This window comes from Brachybacterium sp. JB7 (assembly GCF_003335205.1).
Lineage (GTDB): Bacteria > Actinomycetota > Actinomycetes > Actinomycetales > Dermabacteraceae > Brachybacterium > Brachybacterium alimentarium.
The window spans coordinates 174,511-190,070 of sequence record NZ_QPGN01000004.1 but is presented as its reverse complement, the minus strand read 5'-3'; the positions used below and the strand labels follow the sequence as shown (position 1 = coordinate 190,070).

The following is a 15,560-nucleotide window of genomic DNA, read 5'->3' as shown; positions in this document are numbered from 1 at the left end:
CCTGAATTCTGCAGCGGGCGCCGATCGCTACGTGACACCCCTCTATAGAGACATCGGTTCTCTGCTGAGAGTGCCCCTTGGACGCTGTGCACGGCCTCACACACGGAGCCGATAGCCTGCCTCCATGAATCGCACCGGAACACCTGCGGGCCCGACGGAGGTCCCCGTCTGGGTGACGCGCCTGAACGAAGGGTTCGAGCTGGTCTATCTGGTCCTGCGGATCAACCTCGTCTGGATGCTCCTCAGCCTCCTGGGCCTCGTGGCACTGGGGGTCGCCCCCGCGAGTGTCGCCGCCGCTGACGCCTTTCGAGCATCTCGCCACGGGGCGAAGGTGAAGGCGCTGCCTGTGATGTGGGAGAGCTACAGGCGCCAGTTCGTCACGGCCACTCTGCGGCTGCTTCCCCTGATGATCGTCCAGCTGGGCTCCGTCTCGATGATCTGGATCGTGATCGGTGGCGGGGCGTCCGGCTCGGTGGCTCCGCTCATCCTGGCTGGCCTGGCCGTGGTCAGCGCCACCTGGTCGACGGTCAGCGCCGCGGTGCTCGTGGCGGTCCCCCGGGTGCGACGACAGGACCTGCTGGTCGCGTGGCGGCTGGCGCTCCTGGTGCCCGGCACCGTGCCGGCGCGGTTCCTCGCTTTGATCCTGCTGCTCGGGGTGTGGATCGTGGTGTGCTCGTTCCTGTGGCCGTTGGCCTTCCTGTTCGGTGCGGCGACCATGATCGTCGTCGCGACGGCCCTGCTCGGCCGGAGGGTCGAGCTGCTGCTGGAGGATCTCGAGGCGCGCAGCGCCGCGACCGTGTGAGCCCGGGCAGGGACCCCTCGACCTCTGCGACGCATCGCTCCGGGCTGTCGGTCCGGTCCCTCGGCCCGGAGCACCTGCCCGGGTCCCTGGTCCGGAAAGCCGGTTCCGATACCTCCTCGCGACAGGACCAGGGTTACGCTGGTGGGCACGGCCACCTCGACGCGCGAGACCGTTCACGCGGCGCGCACCGGTGCGCCCCGAGACCGCTTGAACGGAGAAACATGGCAGACCTGGACGTGACCCGTGCTGACGCAGTGCTGATCGGCGGCGGGATCGCGAGCGCCACACTCGCCGCGATGCTCACCGAGCTCGAACCGGATTGGCACATCGTCGTGCTCGAGAAGCTCGACCAGCTGGGCCTGGAGTCCAGTGACGGCTGGAACAACGCCGGCACCGGTCACAGCGCACTGTGCGAGCTCAACTACACCCCGCAGGACGTCGACGGATCGGTCAGCCCCCACAAGGCGATCACCATCAACGAGCAGTTCCAGGTGTCCCGGCAGTTCTGGTCGCACCTGGTCGAGAACGACCGCATCGGGGACCCCTCCTCCTTCATCAACTCCGTGCCGCACATGAGCTTCGTGCACGGGATGGAGAGCGTGGACTACCTGCGTCGCCGCCATGAGGCGCTGACCGCGAACCCGCTGTTCGACCGTATGGAGTTCACCACCGAGCACGCGAAGCTCGAGGAGTGGGCACCGCTGGTCACCGAGGGCCGTCCCGTCACGGAGACGATCGCCGCGACCTATTCGCCCGACGGCACCGATGTGGACTTCGGAGCGCTGACCAATCAGCTGCTGGACTTCTCCGGCCGCGGCGGCACTACGGTCGCGACCGGTTCCGAGGTCATCGATCTGCGCCGGATGGGCACGGACTGGGGCGTCATGGTGCGCTCCACGACCGATGGTTCGATCCAGGTGGTCCGGGCACCGAAGGTCTTCGTCGGCGCGGGCGGCGCGGCTCTCACGCTGCTCCAGAAGTCCGGTATCGACGAGATCCGCGGTTTCGGCGGGTTCCCGATCTCCGGCCAGTGGCTGCGCTGCACGAACCCCGACGTGATCGCCCGTCACGATGCGAAGGTGTACGGCAAGGCCGCCGTCGGCGCGCCGCCGATGAGCGTTCCCCACCTCGACACCCGTCACGTCGACGGCAAGCGCTCGCTCATGTTCGGGCCGTACGCGGGGTGGTCCCCGAAGTTCCTCAAGTCCGGCAGCTACACCGACCTGTTCGCGTCGGTGAAGCCCTCCAACCTCACCCAGATGATGGCGGTCGCCCCGCCGAACCTGGATCTCATGGTGTACCTGATCTCCCAGGTCGCGGCGACCAGGCACCAGCGCTTCGAGGCGCTGCTGGAGTACATGCCCTCCGCCGTCGACGCCGATTGGGAGGAGGTCACCGCGGGTCAGCGCGTCCAGGTCATCGCCCCTGATGCCACCAAGCACGGAGTCCTGCAGTTCGGCACGCAGCTGATCAGCGCGGAGGACGGCTCCATCAGCGGCATGCTGGGCGCGTCCCCGGGCGCCTCGACCGCGACGAGCATCATGCTCAACCTGCTCGAGCGCATGTTCCCCGACCGCATCGAGGGCTGGCGCCCGACGATCTCGCAGATGGTCCCCAGCTGGGGCACCTCGCTGAACGACGATCCCGACGCCGCGCACCGCTCCCTCGAGGCGACGGCGCACTCGCTGGGGCTCGAGCACCCCTGAGCGGCGTCGTCGGCTTCCTGTCCGGGAGGCCGACGGCCCGTCCGTCGCCGGCAGGCCCGGCGGTTCACCGCAGGACACCCCGATCGAGCAGGACCAGGCCGACCAGGACGTCGGCCGGGAAGACGACCAGGAAAGAAGGACGGCGGATGCGCATCTCGCTGATGACCACGTGCTTGGTGGACGTGATGGCGCCGGACGTCGCCCGGGCCACCGTGACCCTGCTGGAGCGGCTCGGCCACGAGGTCGTGTTCGACAAGCGGCAGACCTGCTGCGGGCAGATGCACACCAACACCGGCTACTACACGGAGGCCGCCCCCGTGGTGCGCAGCTTCGTGGACACCTACGAGCCATCGCTGGACAGCATCGACGCGATCGTGATGCCGTCGGGGTCCTGCGCGGGCTGTGTGCGCGATCAGCACCAGCTGGTCGCTCAGCACGAGGGCGACAGCGAGCTCGAGGAGCGCGCCGCCGCCGTCTCCGCGAAGACGTACGAGCTCTCCGAGCTGCTCGTGGACGTGCTCAAGGTGACCGATGTCGGCGCCTACTTCCCCCACAGCGTCACCTATCACCCGACCTGCCACTCGATGCGGGTGCTCAAGGTCGGCGCCCGCCCCGTGAAGCTGCTGCGGGCCGTCGAGGGGATCGAGGTCCGGAACCTCCCCGAGTCCGACACCTGCTGCGGGTTCGGCGGCACCTTCTCGGTGAAGAACGACGCCACGTCCGACGCGATGGTGACCGACAAGGCCGCGAACGTGGTCTCCACCGGCGCCGAGTTCGTGGTCGCCGGCGATGCCTCGTGCCTGATGAACATCGGCGGCAAGCTGCGTCGCAACGGCGCTGCACCGCAGTCGGTGCACCTCGCCCAGATCCTCGCCTCCACCCGGGAGGAGCCCTTCGTGCCCTCGCAGACCATCTTGGGGAGAGCCTCATGAGCACCGTCGACCTCGGCATCCCGTCCATCCGACCCCAGCATGCCTCGCCCTCCTCGAACCTGCGCGGAACGCAGTCGTTCCCGGACGCCGCCCGCTCGGAGCTCGGCGACGAGACTCTGCGCGGCAACCTGCGCCATGCCACCGCCACCATCCAGACCAAGCGCGCCTCCGCAGTCCGCGAGGTGCGGGACTGGCAGAAGCTGCGCAACGCCGGCAGTGCCCTGAAATGGCAGGTCACCGATCATCTCCCGGAGCTGCTGGAGCAGCTCGAGGACTCCGTGACCGCCGCCGGCGGCGTGGTGCACTGGGCCCGCGATGCCGACGAGGCCGGGGAGATCGTCACCCGTCTGGCCCTCGAGCGCGATGCGCAGGAGGTGCTCAAGGTCAAGTCGATGGCGACCCAGGAGATCGGGCTCAACGAGACCCTTGCCCACGCGGGCATCCACGCGATCGAGTCCGACCTCGCCGAGCTCATCGTGCAGCTCGCCGGAGACACCCCCAGCCACATCCTGGTCCCGGCCATCCACCGCAACCGCGCGGAGATCCGGGACATCTTCCTGCGGTCCATGCCGGACATCGACCCGGACATCACCGATGATCCCGCCGCACTGGCGGAGGCCTCCCGCCGCTTCCTGCGCGAGAAGTTCCTGGATCTCCCCGGAGGGGTCGCCATCTCGGGGGCGAACTTCGCCGTCGCCGACACCGGCACGATGGTGGTCGTCGAGTCCGAGGGCAACGGCCGCATGTGCCTCACACTGCCCAGGACCCTGATCTCCGTGGTCGGGATCGAGAAGATCGTCCCGTCCTTCCAGGATCTCGAGGTCTTCCTGCAGCTGCTGCCCCGCTCCTCCACCGGAGAGCGGATGAACCCGTACACGACGCTGTTCACAGGCGTCACCGAGGGTGACGGACCGCAGGAGTTCCACCTGGTGCTGCTGGACAACGGTCGCAGCGCCGTCCTCGAGGACCCCGAAGGCCGCAGCGCGCTGCACTGCATCCGCTGCTCGGCCTGCCTGAACGTGTGCCCGGTCTACGAGCGCACCGGCGGCCATGCCTACGGCTCCACCTATCCCGGCCCCATCGGTGCGATCCTCTCGCCGCAGATGACGGGGATGCACGGTCCGGATGACCCGAACACGTCGCTGCCCTATGCCTCGAGCCTCTGCGGCGCCTGCTACGACGTGTGCCCGGTGAAGATCGACATCCCCAAGATCCTGGTGCACATGCGCGCAGAGGACGTCGATCAGCGCCGTGAGACCTCGGGACAGTTCCGCGGCACCTGGGACGTGGCGATGAAGGGCGCGAGCAAGCTGATGAGCTCCCCGCGCGCCTACGACAAGGCGGTGCGCTCGGCCGGGCCGCTGTCGAAGGTGCTGCCCGGGGACAACATCGGCAAGCTCCCCGGCATGCTTCCGCTGGTTCCGGGCTGGACCGACCACCGCGACCTGCCCAAGCCCGGCACGTCCTTCCGCAGCTGGTGGGACGCCCGGGAGCGGGACCGAGGCAAGAACCCCGACTCGCCGAGCAGCGACTCGCGCACGGGCGGCCCCGATGCTGCCGCAGACGGCCCCGCCACGGACGAGGAGCAGGCATGAGCGACTGGACGGACGAGCGCCCCGCTCGCACCCCCGGTGTGAGCGCCAAGGACGAGATCCTCGCCAGGGTGCGCTCCGCGCTCGCGGTCCCGCGCCGCGACGAGGTCACCGATGCCGAGGACGTGCCCCGCGCCTACCAGCGGGCCGACGACAAGCAGGAGGTCTCCACCGACCGCGGGAAGGTGCGCGACGTGCTCGTGCAGCGCCTGGAGGACTACACCGCCGTCGTGCACCGCACCACGGCCGACGGCGCAGCCGCGGTGATCGCCGAGGCGCTCGGCGACGCCGCCCGCGTGATCGTGCCGCCCGAGCTGCCCGAGGCCTGGACCTCATCGGTGACGGCCGACGTCTCCCAGGACGACGGGACCGCCGGCCCTCGCGAGCTCGACGACATCGATGCCGTGCTCACCGGCTGCCATACCGCGATCGCCCTAACCGGCACCCTCGTGCTGCGCGCGGACGGCATCGGCGGTCGCCGGGTGATCACCCTGGTCCCCGATCATCACGTCGTGGTGGTCGAGGAGGACCAGGTGGTGCTGGGCGTCCCCAAGGCGATCGAACGCATGGCCGAGGATCCGCGGGCGGCCTGGACGATGGTCTCCGGGCCGAGCGCGACCAGCGACATCGAGCTCAGCCGGGTCGAGGGCGTCCATGGCCCGCGCAGGCTCGACATCGTGCTCATCGAGCCGGAACCGGATCCCGAGGCCGAGGCCGAAGCGGCCGTGAAGAAGGCCTCCGCGCGGAAGCCGACGGCGAAGCGCTCCTCGACGAACCCCACCCAGGAGAAGACCGCATGAACGAGTACGAGCCCACCGGTATCCCTGCCCCGGACGCCACGGGGGCCGACGTCGGCCGCGACCGCGGAGAGCTGTTCACCCTCACCGCGGGGACGTACCGCGCCGAGGTCTCCGCCGTGGGCGCCGTGCTCGAGTCCCTGACCGTCTCCGGCCGGGATCTGCTGGTCCGCAACCCGGAACAGGGACCGATCCAGTTCTACCGGGGCGCGATCGTCGCCCCGTGGCCCAACCGCATCGGGGACGGCGCCTACACCTGGGACGGCGAGCAGATCCAGGCCGCACTCACCGAGCCCGAGCGAGGAAACGCCCTGCACGGTCTGGTGTCCTTCCAGCCCTTCTCCCCCGTGTCCACCACGACAGAGGCGGTCCAGCTGCGCACCGAGCTGTTCCCCTCCCCCGGGTACCCGTTCCACCTGGAGCTGACGGTCCGGCATGCGCTGGACCCGCAGTCCGGCCTGACCACGACCGTCACCGCCCGCAACATCGGACACCGCGACGCCCCCTACGGGGTGTGCCCGCATCCGTACCTGGTCGCGGGTCCGGAGCCGCTGGACGATTGGTCCCTCCAGGTCGAGGCCGGCACCGTGCTGACCGTCACCGAGGACCGTCTGCTCCCCACGGGGACCGAGCCGGTCGCGCCCGGCAGCGACTTCGACTTCCGCTCCGCACGTGTCATCGGGTCACAGTTCATCGACCATGCCTTCACCGGCCTCGGACGGGACCAGGACGGCCATCTGACCGTCTCCGTCACGGCGCCCGGCGGCACCGGCGTCGAGCTCACGGCCGGGGAGGAGTGCCCGTGGCTGCAGATCCACACCGCGGATCGGCCGGAGCCGGAGCAGAACCGTCTCGGGCTCGCCGTCGAACCGATGACCTGCCCGCCCGATGCCTTCCGCAGCGGTACCGACGTGGTGCGCCTCAGCCCTGGACTGCAGCACGAGGCCGCGTGGTCCATCCGGGGCTGGTGACCCGGCCCGGTCCCCCCCGGACCCGGCCCCATGGCCACGGCCTGGTGACCCCACCGGAGCCCTGGTACGAGGAGCCCGCAGCAGAAGAGCCCGTCGCCATTGCTGGCGACGGGCTCTTCTCAGACGGGGAGGTCGATCCCCGGCGGGAACTGCGCGATCACTTCGCGTGGGCGTCCTCGTATGCCTTGCGGATCGTGCCGGAGATGCGGCCACGATCCGGGACCTCGTAGCCCGCGCTCCGGGCCCACTCGCGGATCCGTGCGGAATCGTTCGGGCCGCCGGCGCGGGCTGCGGTGCCGCGGCTGCGACGGCCTCCGACACGACGCGACTTGGCGATCCATCCACCGAGCTCCTCGCGGAACTTCTCGGCGTTCTGGTCGGACAGGTCGATCTCGTAGTCGACGCCATCGACCGAGAAGCTCACGGTCTGCGATGCCTTGTCGCCGTCGATATCGTCGACGAGCTCCACATAGGTCTTCCGTGCCATGGGATGCTCCCTCATTGGTCTGGGTATCTCGGGTGCGCGGTCCGGTGTACAGATCGCGATCGACGCCCAGTATCCACGGGAAATGAACGAATATCAATCCGTCGCAGAAAATGTGTACCGAGCGATACTTCTATTCTTCGGAGGCGCGAAGGTCCCGGTATTCCTGCTCCGCCTGGCGCTGGGCCTCTCGTTCCCGTCGGTCCGCGCGCAGCACGGCACGCATCACGAACCAGAACAGCAGGCCCACGCCGATGGATGGCAGCAATGCGCCGGCCTCGAACCAGAATCCTGAATCCATCTCAGGCCTCCGGCTTCACGAGCGGGAAGAGGATGGTCTCGCGGATGCCGAGTCCCGTGAGCGCCATGAGCAGTCGATCCACTCCCATTCCCATGCCGCCCGTCGGGGGCAGTGCGTATTCCATGGCCTCGAGGAAGTCCTCGTCCAGGAGCATCGCCTCGTCGTCGCCCTGCTCGGCGAGGCCGGCCTGCTGGGCGAAGCGCTCGCGCTGGATGACGGGGTCGACCAGCTCGGAGTAGCCGGTGCCGAGCTCGAAGCCGCGCACGTACAGGTCCCACTTCTCGACCACTCCGGGAGTGCTGCGGTGGGCACGCACCAAGGGGCTGGTCTCGACCGGGAAGTCGCGCACGAACGTGGGCTCGTAGAGGTGATCGCCCACACGGTTCTCGAAGAGCTCCTCGACCAGCTTCCCGTGACCGAACTTCGGGTGCTCCAGGTCGAGGTCGAGCGACCGGGCGATCTCGCGCAGCTTTTCCGGAGTCGTCTCGGGGGTGATCTCCTCGCCGAGGGATTCCGAGAGGGAGCCGTAGACCGTGATCTTCTTCCATTCCCCGGAGAAGTCGTACTCCGAACCATCCGCAAGAGTGACCTGCTGGGAACCGGTGGCACGCTGGGCGGCCTCCTGGATCAGCGTCTGCGTGAGGTCCGCGATCGTGTCGTAATCGCCGTAGGCCTGGTATGCCTCGAGCATCGCGAACTCCGGCGAATGCGTGGAATCTGCGCCTTCGTTGCGGAAGTTGCGATTGACCTCGAACACCCGCTCGAGACCGCCCACGGCGGCCCTCTTCAGGAACAGCTCAGGAGCGATTCGCAGATACAGATCGAGATCGAAGGCATTCATATGGGTGACGAACGGGCGTGCCGCGGCGCCCGAGGGGATCACCTGGAGCATCGGGGTCTCGACCTCGACGAAATCGCGCTCGCGGAACGATTCGCGCAGCGAGTGCATCACCTCGGCGCGCTGGCGCACCGCGTCTCGGGCCTGCTGGCGCACGATGAGGTCGACGTAGCGATGACGCACGCGGGATTCCTCGGACAGCTCCGCGTGGAGCACCGGAAGGGGGCGCACGGCCTTCGCGGCCATTCGCCAGGTCTCGGCGAAGACGCTGAGCTCCCCGCGGCGCGAGGCACCGACCCGGCCGTGGAAGAAGACGTGGTCCCCCAGGTCGACATCGGCCTTGAGGTCCGCCAGCCGCTGCTCGCCGATCTCCGCGAGCGACGCCATGATCTGCAGGCGCTCACCGGCGCCGTCCTGCAGGGTGACGAAGGCGAGCTTGCCGGTGTTGCGCTGGAACACGACACGGCCGGCGACGCCGACGCGGTCCTCGGTCTCCTGGCCGGCCTCGAGATGGCCGTAGGACGCGCGGACCTCGGCGATCGTGGTCGTGACGGGGACCGAGACCGGGTAGGCCTCCTCCCCGCGTTCCAGCAGCCGCTCCCGCTTGGACTTGCGGACCGCTACCTGGTCGGAGGTGTCCGTGGGGTCGAGGGCAGGTGCGTTCTCACTCATGGTCCGCATTCTCTCATCACTCCCCGAGGATCTGCTGGTCCGGTCAGTCCGCTGTCGCCACCACCACAGCCGCATCCAGCAGTCTGACGTCCTCGACGCGCCCGGCAAGCACGACGAGCACCTCTCCCCGGTGGTCCGCGGTGATCTCCTCGAGAGTCGCGGGATCCAGCGCCAGGGCGTAGTCCCAGTCGATCTCCGCCCGGTCGACGGCGGCGACCAGCGCCCGGCGGACGGCTGCTGCCGAGGGCGCTGCGTCCCGGGCCGCAGCGATCGTGCGGGACAGGGCGAGGGCCTGCTCCCGGCCCTGATCGGAGAGGTAGGCGTTGCGGCTGGAGCGGGCCAGTCCGCTCGCCTCCCGGTGGATCTCGACGGGTTCGATCCGCACCGGCAGATCGAGGTCGGCGACCAGCCGCTGGATGATCGCGAGCTGCTGGGCATCCTTGCGTCCGAAGACGGCCAGCTGCGGGGAGGTCAGCTGCAGGAGCTTGGTGACGACGGTGACCACACCGTCGAAATGTCCTGGACGGGCGGCTCCCTCGAGGATCGTGCCCGCCCGTCCCGCAGTCACCGAGACGGTCGGCGGCAGCACCGGATACATCTCCTCGACGGCGGGGGCGAAGACCAGGTCGACCAGGCCGTCGACGACGGCGAGGTCGGCGTCGAGGTCGCGGGGATAGGCCTCGTAGTCCTCGCCGGGTCCGAACTGCAGGGGATTGACGAAGTCGGTGAGGAGCACGTGATCGGCGAGCTCCCTGGCGCGGGCGACCAATGCCAGGTGCCCCTCGTGCAGCGCCCCCATGGTGAAGACCGCGGCGACGGTGCCCTCGAGTTCGGCTCGCCGCGCGCGCAGCTCGGTCTTGGTGGTGATCAGCGTGGTGGTCCGGTCCGGCCCGTCGCCGGCAGGGCGTGCGGCCTGCGGTGTCGTGATCATGCGTCCTCCCTGGGCGGGTTCTCCTCGAGCAGTCCGCGGATCCGGGCCCGGCTGCTCTCGGGGATCTTCGCACGGGACAGCGCGGCCAGCGCCAGTGCGCGGTAGGTGTCCGTCGTGTCTCCGCGCACTCCGGAGGCGTCGGTCGTATCAAGGTCCTCGAGCGCCTCGAGGTGGGTGGCGACGGTTCCCGCGTCCCCGCGCATGACGGGGCCGGTGAGCGCGCGGGCGCCGTGGCGCAGCGACTCGTCCAGCGAGGCCTCCAGCAAGGGCCGCAGATAGGCGCCAGGATCGGCGATGCCGATCCGTGCGAGGGCCTCACGCGCCTGATCCACCAGCACCACCAGGTGATTCGCGGCGTGGGCGAGGGAGGCGTGGTAGAGAGGACGGTCGCCCTCGGCGAGCACCTCCGGATCGCCTCCGAGCTCGACCACGAGCGCCCCCGCGACGGGGAGGAAGGTGTCCGCTGCGGTGATCGCCATCGGGCAGCCGATCAGCCGGGACAGGTCGGCCCGGGTTCCGGTGAAGGTCATCGCCGGATGAATGGCCAGCGGCGCGCATCCGACCTCGGCGAGCGGTGCGAGCACCTCGATGCCGTGGAGCCCGGAGGTGTGCACGGCGAGCTGCCCTCCGGGAGAGAGGCCGGTCGCGGCGATGCCTGCGGCGAGGGGCCCCAGCTGGTCATCGGGAACGGCCAGCAGGAGCATCTCGCTGCGTTCGACGATCTCGGGCACCCCGAGCAGGGGCACCCCGGGCAGCAGGTCCGCGGCCCGGTCCCGAGAGGCGTCGGACACCGCGTAGGCACCGGTGATCGCGTGGCCCTCGGCGCGCAGCGCCGCCGCCAGGACCGCGCCGACACGGCCGGCCCCGATCACGCCGATGCCGAGCCGGGGTGCGTTCATCGGTCCTCCTGGGACGTGTGCGGAGCGGTATGGGACGTGTGCGGAGCGGTCGAGGATCGGCCGAGGATCGGCTGCGGCCACTGCTCGCGATCCCGGTAGCGGCGCAGCGTCCGTGCGTCGCGGGCCAGGGTCCCGTGGAGGGCGAGGGCATCCTGCAGGGGGATCGCAGAGATGTGCAGGTCCTCCCCCGCCACGTGCACCGCGAGGTCGAGCACACCGAGCCGACGGCTGAGCGGACCTTCGCTGAGCGTGGTCTGCTGGATCCGTTCGCGGGGCACGATCTCCACGGTCCTGGTCAGGATGCCGCTGCGATGGATCAGCGCGCCGGGAAGCAGCACGGTGACGTCCGTGCGTCGGGAGATCCAGAACAGCCGGGCGGGGGTCCGGATCCCGTGGATCTCCCGCGCCTTCGCGGTGAGCAGGTGCTCGAGGGCGGCGAGGTCGTCGTCGGTCCCCAGCGGGGCCGCGAGGTGGCCGAGCGTGGCGCCGAGCTCCTCGCGCGTGCCGACGGGCAGCACGCTCTGGGCACCGTTCTCGTCATCGTCATCGATACCGGCGACCGTCACGGTCACCGCCGTCCAGTCGGGTGTGCGCCACAGCAGCGGCCGACGGACCGAGAAGCGCTGGACGCGTCCCGAGGCGATGTTGTCGGTGCGGGTGTTGGCCAGGCCGCGGCGCATGCGCAGGCCGCGGTCGGTGTCCCGGGAGACGAAGCCCCACCCGGATTCGATCTTGCCGAAGACGTACTTCAGCACTGTGAACGCTGCCGGGGCCAGGGCGATGATCATCGCGAAGGAGAAGCCGTCCGTCCAGATCCCGAGCCCGATCGCCACGCCCAGCCCGAGGATGCTCATGACGATGCCGACGAGGAATCCCAGATCGCGCACGAGCGAGCGCACCAGCCGACCGGTGGGGATCGTGGCGATCATGTCGCCGTCGGTCACCCCGTCGTAGAGGAGCTTCTGCAGCGCTCCCGGCGCGTCCTCGCCGGTGCCGTCGACCGTACTGGTCTCGTGGGTCCCCTCGGTCCGGTGCGCCGCGTCGCGGTCGGCCTGCGGGGCGTCGGCCGCGGCCCCTTCCGACTGATCAGGGCTCTCGCCCTCAGGAGTCCGGGCACGGGCGGCGACGCCGAGGATGCGCTGACGCAGCTGCTCGGCGTCGGCGGACTTCACGTACTCGATGTCGAGGTACGACTCCCCGCCCCCGGCGATCTCGACCCGCACCTTCGCGAGCCCCAGCAGCCGGGCGAGCAGCGGGCGCTCGACAGAGACCGATTCGATGCGGGCCCGGGGTGCGTACTCACGCGATTTGCTGATCACGCCGGTATGCAGGGACACCCCCTCCTCATCGACCGCATAGGTCATGAACCACCAGCTGATCGCCGACAGCACGATGGCGATCACGACTGCGGCGAGGATCACGCCGGCTCCGATGAGCGCCTTGGACACGGAGAAGTCGTTGACGAGCCGGGCGATGTTCTGCGCGGAGACCACGGCGACGATGGCGACCACGATCTTCCACCCGGTCACCAGAGGAGTGATCGGATGGGTGCGGCGGCGCGGCGTCTCGGGGGCAAGCTCCGCGCCGGGGGCGTTCGGCGCCTCGGGACCGTTCTCCGCCTCCGAAGGATTCACTGCGTCGGGCGTGTTCACAGGGCGGCCATGGTCTCGATGCCGCGCTCGGTCAGCATCGCCCGCAGCCGTTCGGCCTCCTGCTTGGGCAGGCCCGGCAGCACGACGCTGGAGACGGCGGCGGCAGTGGTCACGGTGAGCTTCGCGAGGCCGTACCGGCGATCCACCGGGCCCTCGTCGATCTTCACCGACTGCACGCGCCCGTACGGGATCGTCTGCACCTTGCGGAACATGATGCCGCTGGCGATCGTGAGATCCTCCTCCGCGTCGAGGTATCCGATCGCCCGCACCCGACGCGGGGTGAGCAGGATGCTCTGCAGCAGGATGACCAGCGGGACCAGTCCGAGCAAGGAGAGCCACCACCAACCGGTCAGCGCCGCGGCGACGATCGCTCCGGCGATCATGAGCACCCAGATCGCATAGCCCACGATCGACGCGACGTAGCGTGCGGGCACCAGCCGTGGCGAGACGGTGCGCAGGCCGTCGGCGCCGAGCCGGGCCCCTGGTGCACGTTGGATCTCCGGCTCGTCGGGGACGACGTGCAGAGGGTGGGCTGATCGCTCGGGAGATTCGGGCGCGGAAGTCATGGTAGCCATCGTGTCACTTCATGCCGCGACGGCGCTTCGCCGAGGGTGGACGGACACCCCCGCCGAACGTCGGAGGTCACGTCGACCCACGGAGCGCACCGGGAGTCAGCGGCTCGCGCCGGCCTCCTCGCCGGAGCCCTCGCCGTCGTCCGGGGGCAGCTGACCCCAGCGCTCGACGACCACGCCGAGCACGCCGAGGGCGAGCCCGGCCACCGCGGCCGTGCCCGTGGGCAGGGTGGCACCGAGCAGGTCCCCGGTGCCGGTGACGAGCAGGAACAGCGCCTGCCCGGTGAAGATCCCTCCGACCACCGCTCCGGTGTAGGCGCAGGCCCGCGCGAGCATGACGGTGCGGAACGCCGTGGGCAGATCGATCTGGTGCCGACGCGGAGCCAGGCTCGGATGCGTTCGCCGCTCCTCGCTCTCGAGCATGTACCGGCGCAGCGGGATCCCGTAGATCAGCAGCACCCCGGCCAGGATGAGCAGCACCAGGGTGGTCAGCCATCCGGCGATCGGGAGGGTGTATCCGCGGGTGGAGAGGGTCTCGAGCAGTTGGGCGCCGAAACCTGCGCCGACCACGAGGATCAGCAGGAGGATCGGCACGTTGAGAGGTCTCACGGACGGTCGAATCCCGGGATCGTCGGGCCCGCGCGCAGACCGTCGCGGTCCGCGGCCAGCTCCAGGAGATCGGAGACCGGCCCGCGGCCGGGCAGCGCCGCCTCCGCGCGGGCGGCGTGCCAGGGGGCCAGCACGAAGGCACGCTCGTGGGCGCGCGGGTGCGGAAGGGTCAGCTCCTCGTCGTCGCTGAGACTGGTGCCGTAGGTGATGACGTCGACGTCCAGCGTGCGCGGGCCCCAGCGGACCAGGCGCTCCCGGTGCGCATCGCGCTCGGCTCGGCGGGCGGCGTCGAGCAGCTCGAACGGACCCAGCACCGTGCTCACCCCGATGACCGAGTTCAGGAAGGCCTCCTGGCCCTCGGGCCCTCCCACGGGGGCGGTCTCCAGCACGGGCCCGGTCCAGGCCACCTCGATGCCGTCCGTCGTGCTGAGCAGCTCGAGCGCCCGGGCGAGGTGCGCCTCGCGGTCTCCGAGGTTGGTGCCGAGCGCGAGGACCGCGTCCACCGGTGCCGCGTCCCGCGTGATCGTGACGGCGACATCGCCCACCGGCAGGCCGACGGGGGCGGAGGGCTTGTGCACCGTCACGTCGACCCGACGCACCAGAGGATGGCCCGTCTCGGTGAGGATCCGGGACGCGATCCGCTCGGCGAGAGCCTCCACCAGGTCGTAGGAGCCGGTGCCGATCTCCTCGTGGACGGCGGCAGCGACCTCGGCGTAGTTCACGGTGCGCGCGAGCGCATCGGTGCGGCCGGCCGGCTCCGTGGACAGGTGCAGCCTCACGTCGACCACGAACTGCTGGCCGAGATCCTTCTCCTGGCTGAGCACACCGTGGCGGCCCCAGGCCCTGATCCCGGTCACCTCGATCAGATCGAGGACGCCGGGCGTGCGCGGGGAGTCCGCGCGGTGGGGGGTGCTGTGGGTGCTGTCGTGCGCTGTGCTCATCGGCGGGCGCTCCGGCGCAGTCTGTCGCCGACGCGGACCGCGGCGAGGGAGGAGGGGACGTCGTGCACTCGCACCGCCCAGGCGCCGCGCTCCGCGCTGTAGGCGCTGATCGCGGCGGTCGCTGCATCGCGGTCCACGCCCAGGGAGCTCACGAAGCGCTTGCGGGAGGCGCCGATGAGGATCGGCAGCCCGTGGGATGCGATGCCGTCCCAGTCGGCGAGCACGTCCCAGTTCTGCTCGCCTGTCTTGGAGAAGCCGAGTCCGGGATCGGCCACCAGGAAGCGGTCCTCGACGCCGGCCTCGCGCAGCGCGATCAGGCGGTCCTCGAGCTCCGTCGCGCTGTCGCGGGAGGCGTCGTCGTAGACGGCCAGCTCGTTCATGACGTCGCTGTGCCCGCGCCAGTGCATCGCGATGAACACCGGGGGCGTCCCGCGCACCGTGCGCAGTCCGGCGACCTCGCTGCCCATGTCCTCATCGGCACGACCGGCCGAGACATCGTTGACGATGAGCGCGCCGGCCTCGACGCTCGCGACGGCCACGGAAGCGCGCATGGTGTCCACGCTGGTCACGATGCCCTCATCGGCCAGGCCGCGGAGCACGGGGATCACGCGCCGCAGCTCCTCGTCCTCATCGACCCGGGGAGCGCCCGGTCGGGTGGACTCGCCGCCCACGTCGATGATCGCCGCACCCTGGGACGCCAACAAGCGGCCGTGGGCGAGGGCGTCGTCCGTCGCGAAGTGCTCGCCGCCGTCGGAGAACGAATCGGGCGTCACGTTCAGCACACCCATCACGAGGGTCTCCTCCGACTCGAGCGAGTCAGGGAGGCCCGCCGGGCGCAGTCGGGCGGTGGAGCTCATGCGA

The 15,560-nt window shown here is 70.1% G+C and carries 16 protein-coding genes; 6 read left to right on the top strand and 10 right to left on the bottom strand.

The features are described 5' to 3' along the window. Positions 1-124: 124 nt before the first annotated feature. From CIK81_RS07390 to CIK81_RS07365, 6 genes are all read left to right on the top strand, one after another. A complete protein-coding gene (locus CIK81_RS07390; protein WP_096196955.1) occupies positions 125-802 on the top strand; it encodes a DUF624 domain-containing protein in 678 nt (225 codons plus the stop codon). A gap of 221 nt (positions 803-1,023) precedes the next feature. Beyond that, positions 1,024-2,508 (top strand): malate:quinone oxidoreductase, encoded by a 1,485-nt coding sequence (locus CIK81_RS07385; RefSeq protein WP_096196954.1) that lies wholly within the window; start codon positions 1,024-1,026, stop codon positions 2,506-2,508. Positions 2,509-2,654: 146 nt separating this feature from the next. Further along, positions 2,655-3,440 (top strand): (Fe-S)-binding protein, encoded by a 786-nt coding sequence (locus CIK81_RS07380; RefSeq protein ID WP_096196953.1) that lies wholly within the window; start codon positions 2,655-2,657, stop codon positions 3,438-3,440. Then, positions 3,437-5,035, top strand: coding sequence for a lactate utilization protein B (locus CIK81_RS07375; RefSeq protein ID WP_114328790.1), 1,599 nt, complete (start codon positions 3,437-3,439; stop codon positions 5,033-5,035). The genes CIK81_RS07380 and CIK81_RS07375 overlap by 4 nt, the downstream gene beginning before the upstream one ends. Then, on the top strand, positions 5,032-5,832 hold the full coding sequence (locus CIK81_RS07370; RefSeq protein WP_114328788.1) for an LUD domain-containing protein: 801 nt from the start codon (positions 5,032-5,034) through the stop codon (positions 5,830-5,832). Before CIK81_RS07375 ends, CIK81_RS07370 begins: the two co-directional genes overlap by 4 nt. After that, positions 5,829-6,800 carry an aldose 1-epimerase family protein gene (locus CIK81_RS07365; protein ID WP_114328786.1) on the top strand — a complete coding sequence of 324 codons (972 nt, stop codon included), beginning with the start codon at positions 5,829-5,831 and terminating at the stop codon, positions 6,798-6,800. Before CIK81_RS07370 ends, CIK81_RS07365 begins: the two co-directional genes overlap by 4 nt. Before the next feature lie 157 nt (positions 6,801-6,957). Here CIK81_RS07365 and CIK81_RS07360 read toward each other — a convergent pair whose 3' ends face one another. The 10 genes from CIK81_RS07360 to folP form a co-directional block, all read right to left on the bottom strand. After that, positions 6,958-7,287, bottom strand: a complete 330-nt coding sequence (locus tag CIK81_RS07360) for an Lsr2 family protein (protein ID WP_096166357.1) — start codon at positions 7,285-7,287, stop codon at positions 6,958-6,960. A gap of 130 nt (positions 7,288-7,417) precedes the next feature. Next, positions 7,418-7,585, bottom strand: a complete 168-nt coding sequence (locus CIK81_RS18335; RefSeq protein ID WP_096166356.1) for a hypothetical protein — start codon at positions 7,583-7,585, stop codon at positions 7,418-7,420. A 1-nt stretch (position 7,586) separates the two neighbouring features. Further along, positions 7,587-9,095, bottom strand: coding sequence for a lysine--tRNA ligase (lysS, locus tag CIK81_RS07350; RefSeq protein WP_096166423.1), 1,509 nt, complete (start codon positions 9,093-9,095; stop codon positions 7,587-7,589). A 43-nt stretch (positions 9,096-9,138) separates the two neighbouring features. Continuing rightward, positions 9,139-10,026 (bottom strand): pantoate--beta-alanine ligase, encoded by an 888-nt coding sequence (gene panC, locus CIK81_RS07345; RefSeq protein WP_114328785.1) that lies wholly within the window; start codon positions 10,024-10,026, stop codon positions 9,139-9,141. Next, positions 10,023-10,925: a Rossmann-like and DUF2520 domain-containing protein gene (locus CIK81_RS07340; RefSeq protein ID WP_096166354.1), complete on the bottom strand. Its 903-nt coding sequence runs from the start codon at positions 10,923-10,925 to the stop codon at positions 10,023-10,025. Before CIK81_RS07340 ends, panC begins: the two co-directional genes overlap by 4 nt. Beyond that, the gene (locus CIK81_RS07335; protein WP_114328820.1) at positions 10,922-12,559 is read right to left on the bottom strand and encodes a PH domain-containing protein; all 1,638 of its coding nucleotides are present in this window, start codon (positions 12,557-12,559) and stop codon (positions 10,922-10,924) included. Before CIK81_RS07335 ends, CIK81_RS07340 begins: the two co-directional genes overlap by 4 nt. 14 nt (positions 12,560-12,573) lie before the next feature. Further along, complete coding sequence (locus tag CIK81_RS07330; RefSeq protein WP_114355577.1) at positions 12,574-13,143, bottom strand: PH domain-containing protein; 570 nt, start codon at positions 13,141-13,143, stop codon at positions 12,574-12,576. Between the two features lie 105 nt (positions 13,144-13,248). Further along, complete coding sequence (locus CIK81_RS07325) at positions 13,249-13,758, bottom strand: DUF3180 domain-containing protein (RefSeq protein WP_114355576.1); 510 nt, start codon at positions 13,756-13,758, stop codon at positions 13,249-13,251. Further along, positions 13,755-14,699, bottom strand: a complete 945-nt coding sequence (folK, locus tag CIK81_RS07320) for a 2-amino-4-hydroxy-6-hydroxymethyldihydropteridine diphosphokinase (RefSeq protein WP_096166351.1) — start codon at positions 14,697-14,699, stop codon at positions 13,755-13,757. The genes CIK81_RS07325 and folK overlap by 4 nt, the downstream gene beginning before the upstream one ends. Beyond that, positions 14,696-15,556 (bottom strand): dihydropteroate synthase, encoded by an 861-nt coding sequence (gene folP, locus CIK81_RS07315; RefSeq protein ID WP_096166350.1) that lies wholly within the window; start codon positions 15,554-15,556, stop codon positions 14,696-14,698. The genes folK and folP overlap by 4 nt, the downstream gene beginning before the upstream one ends. Positions 15,557-15,560: the final 4 nt, after the last annotated feature.

What these genes read in the sequence shown, in the direction of transcription:
- folK (WP_096166351.1), bottom strand. Translation starts at nt 14,699, where the DNA reads ATGAGCACAGCGCACGACAGCACCCACAGCACCCCCCACCGCGCGGAC.
- CIK81_RS07340 (WP_096166354.1), bottom strand. Translation starts at nt 10,925, where the DNA reads ATGAACGCACCCCGGCTCGGCATCGGCGTGATCGGGGCCGGCCGTGTC.
- CIK81_RS18335 (WP_096166356.1), bottom strand. Translation starts at nt 7,585, where the DNA reads ATGGATTCAGGATTCTGGTTCGAGGCCGGCGCATTGCTGCCATCCATC.
- CIK81_RS07370 (WP_114328788.1), top strand. Translation starts at nt 5,032, where the DNA reads ATGAGCGACTGGACGGACGAGCGCCCCGCTCGCACCCCCGGTGTGAGC.
- CIK81_RS07330 (WP_114355577.1), bottom strand. Translation starts at nt 13,143, where the DNA reads ATGACTTCCGCGCCCGAATCTCCCGAGCGATCAGCCCACCCTCTGCAC.
- lysS (WP_096166423.1), bottom strand. Translation starts at nt 9,095, where the DNA reads ATGAGTGAGAACGCACCTGCCCTCGACCCCACGGACACCTCCGACCAG.
- folP (WP_096166350.1), bottom strand. Translation starts at nt 15,556, where the DNA reads ATGAGCTCCACCGCCCGACTGCGCCCGGCGGGCCTCCCTGACTCGCTC.
- CIK81_RS07375 (WP_114328790.1), top strand. Translation starts at nt 3,437, where the DNA reads ATGAGCACCGTCGACCTCGGCATCCCGTCCATCCGACCCCAGCATGCC.
- CIK81_RS07380 (WP_096196953.1), top strand. Translation starts at nt 2,655, where the DNA reads ATGCGCATCTCGCTGATGACCACGTGCTTGGTGGACGTGATGGCGCCG.
- CIK81_RS07365 (WP_114328786.1), top strand. Translation starts at nt 5,829, where the DNA reads ATGAACGAGTACGAGCCCACCGGTATCCCTGCCCCGGACGCCACGGGG.
- CIK81_RS07385 (WP_096196954.1), top strand. Translation starts at nt 1,024, where the DNA reads ATGGCAGACCTGGACGTGACCCGTGCTGACGCAGTGCTGATCGGCGGC.
- CIK81_RS07390 (WP_096196955.1), top strand. Translation starts at nt 125, where the DNA reads ATGAATCGCACCGGAACACCTGCGGGCCCGACGGAGGTCCCCGTCTGG.
- CIK81_RS07360 (WP_096166357.1), bottom strand. Translation starts at nt 7,287, where the DNA reads ATGGCACGGAAGACCTATGTGGAGCTCGTCGACGATATCGACGGCGAC.
- panC (WP_114328785.1), bottom strand. Translation starts at nt 10,026, where the DNA reads ATGATCACGACACCGCAGGCCGCACGCCCTGCCGGCGACGGGCCGGAC.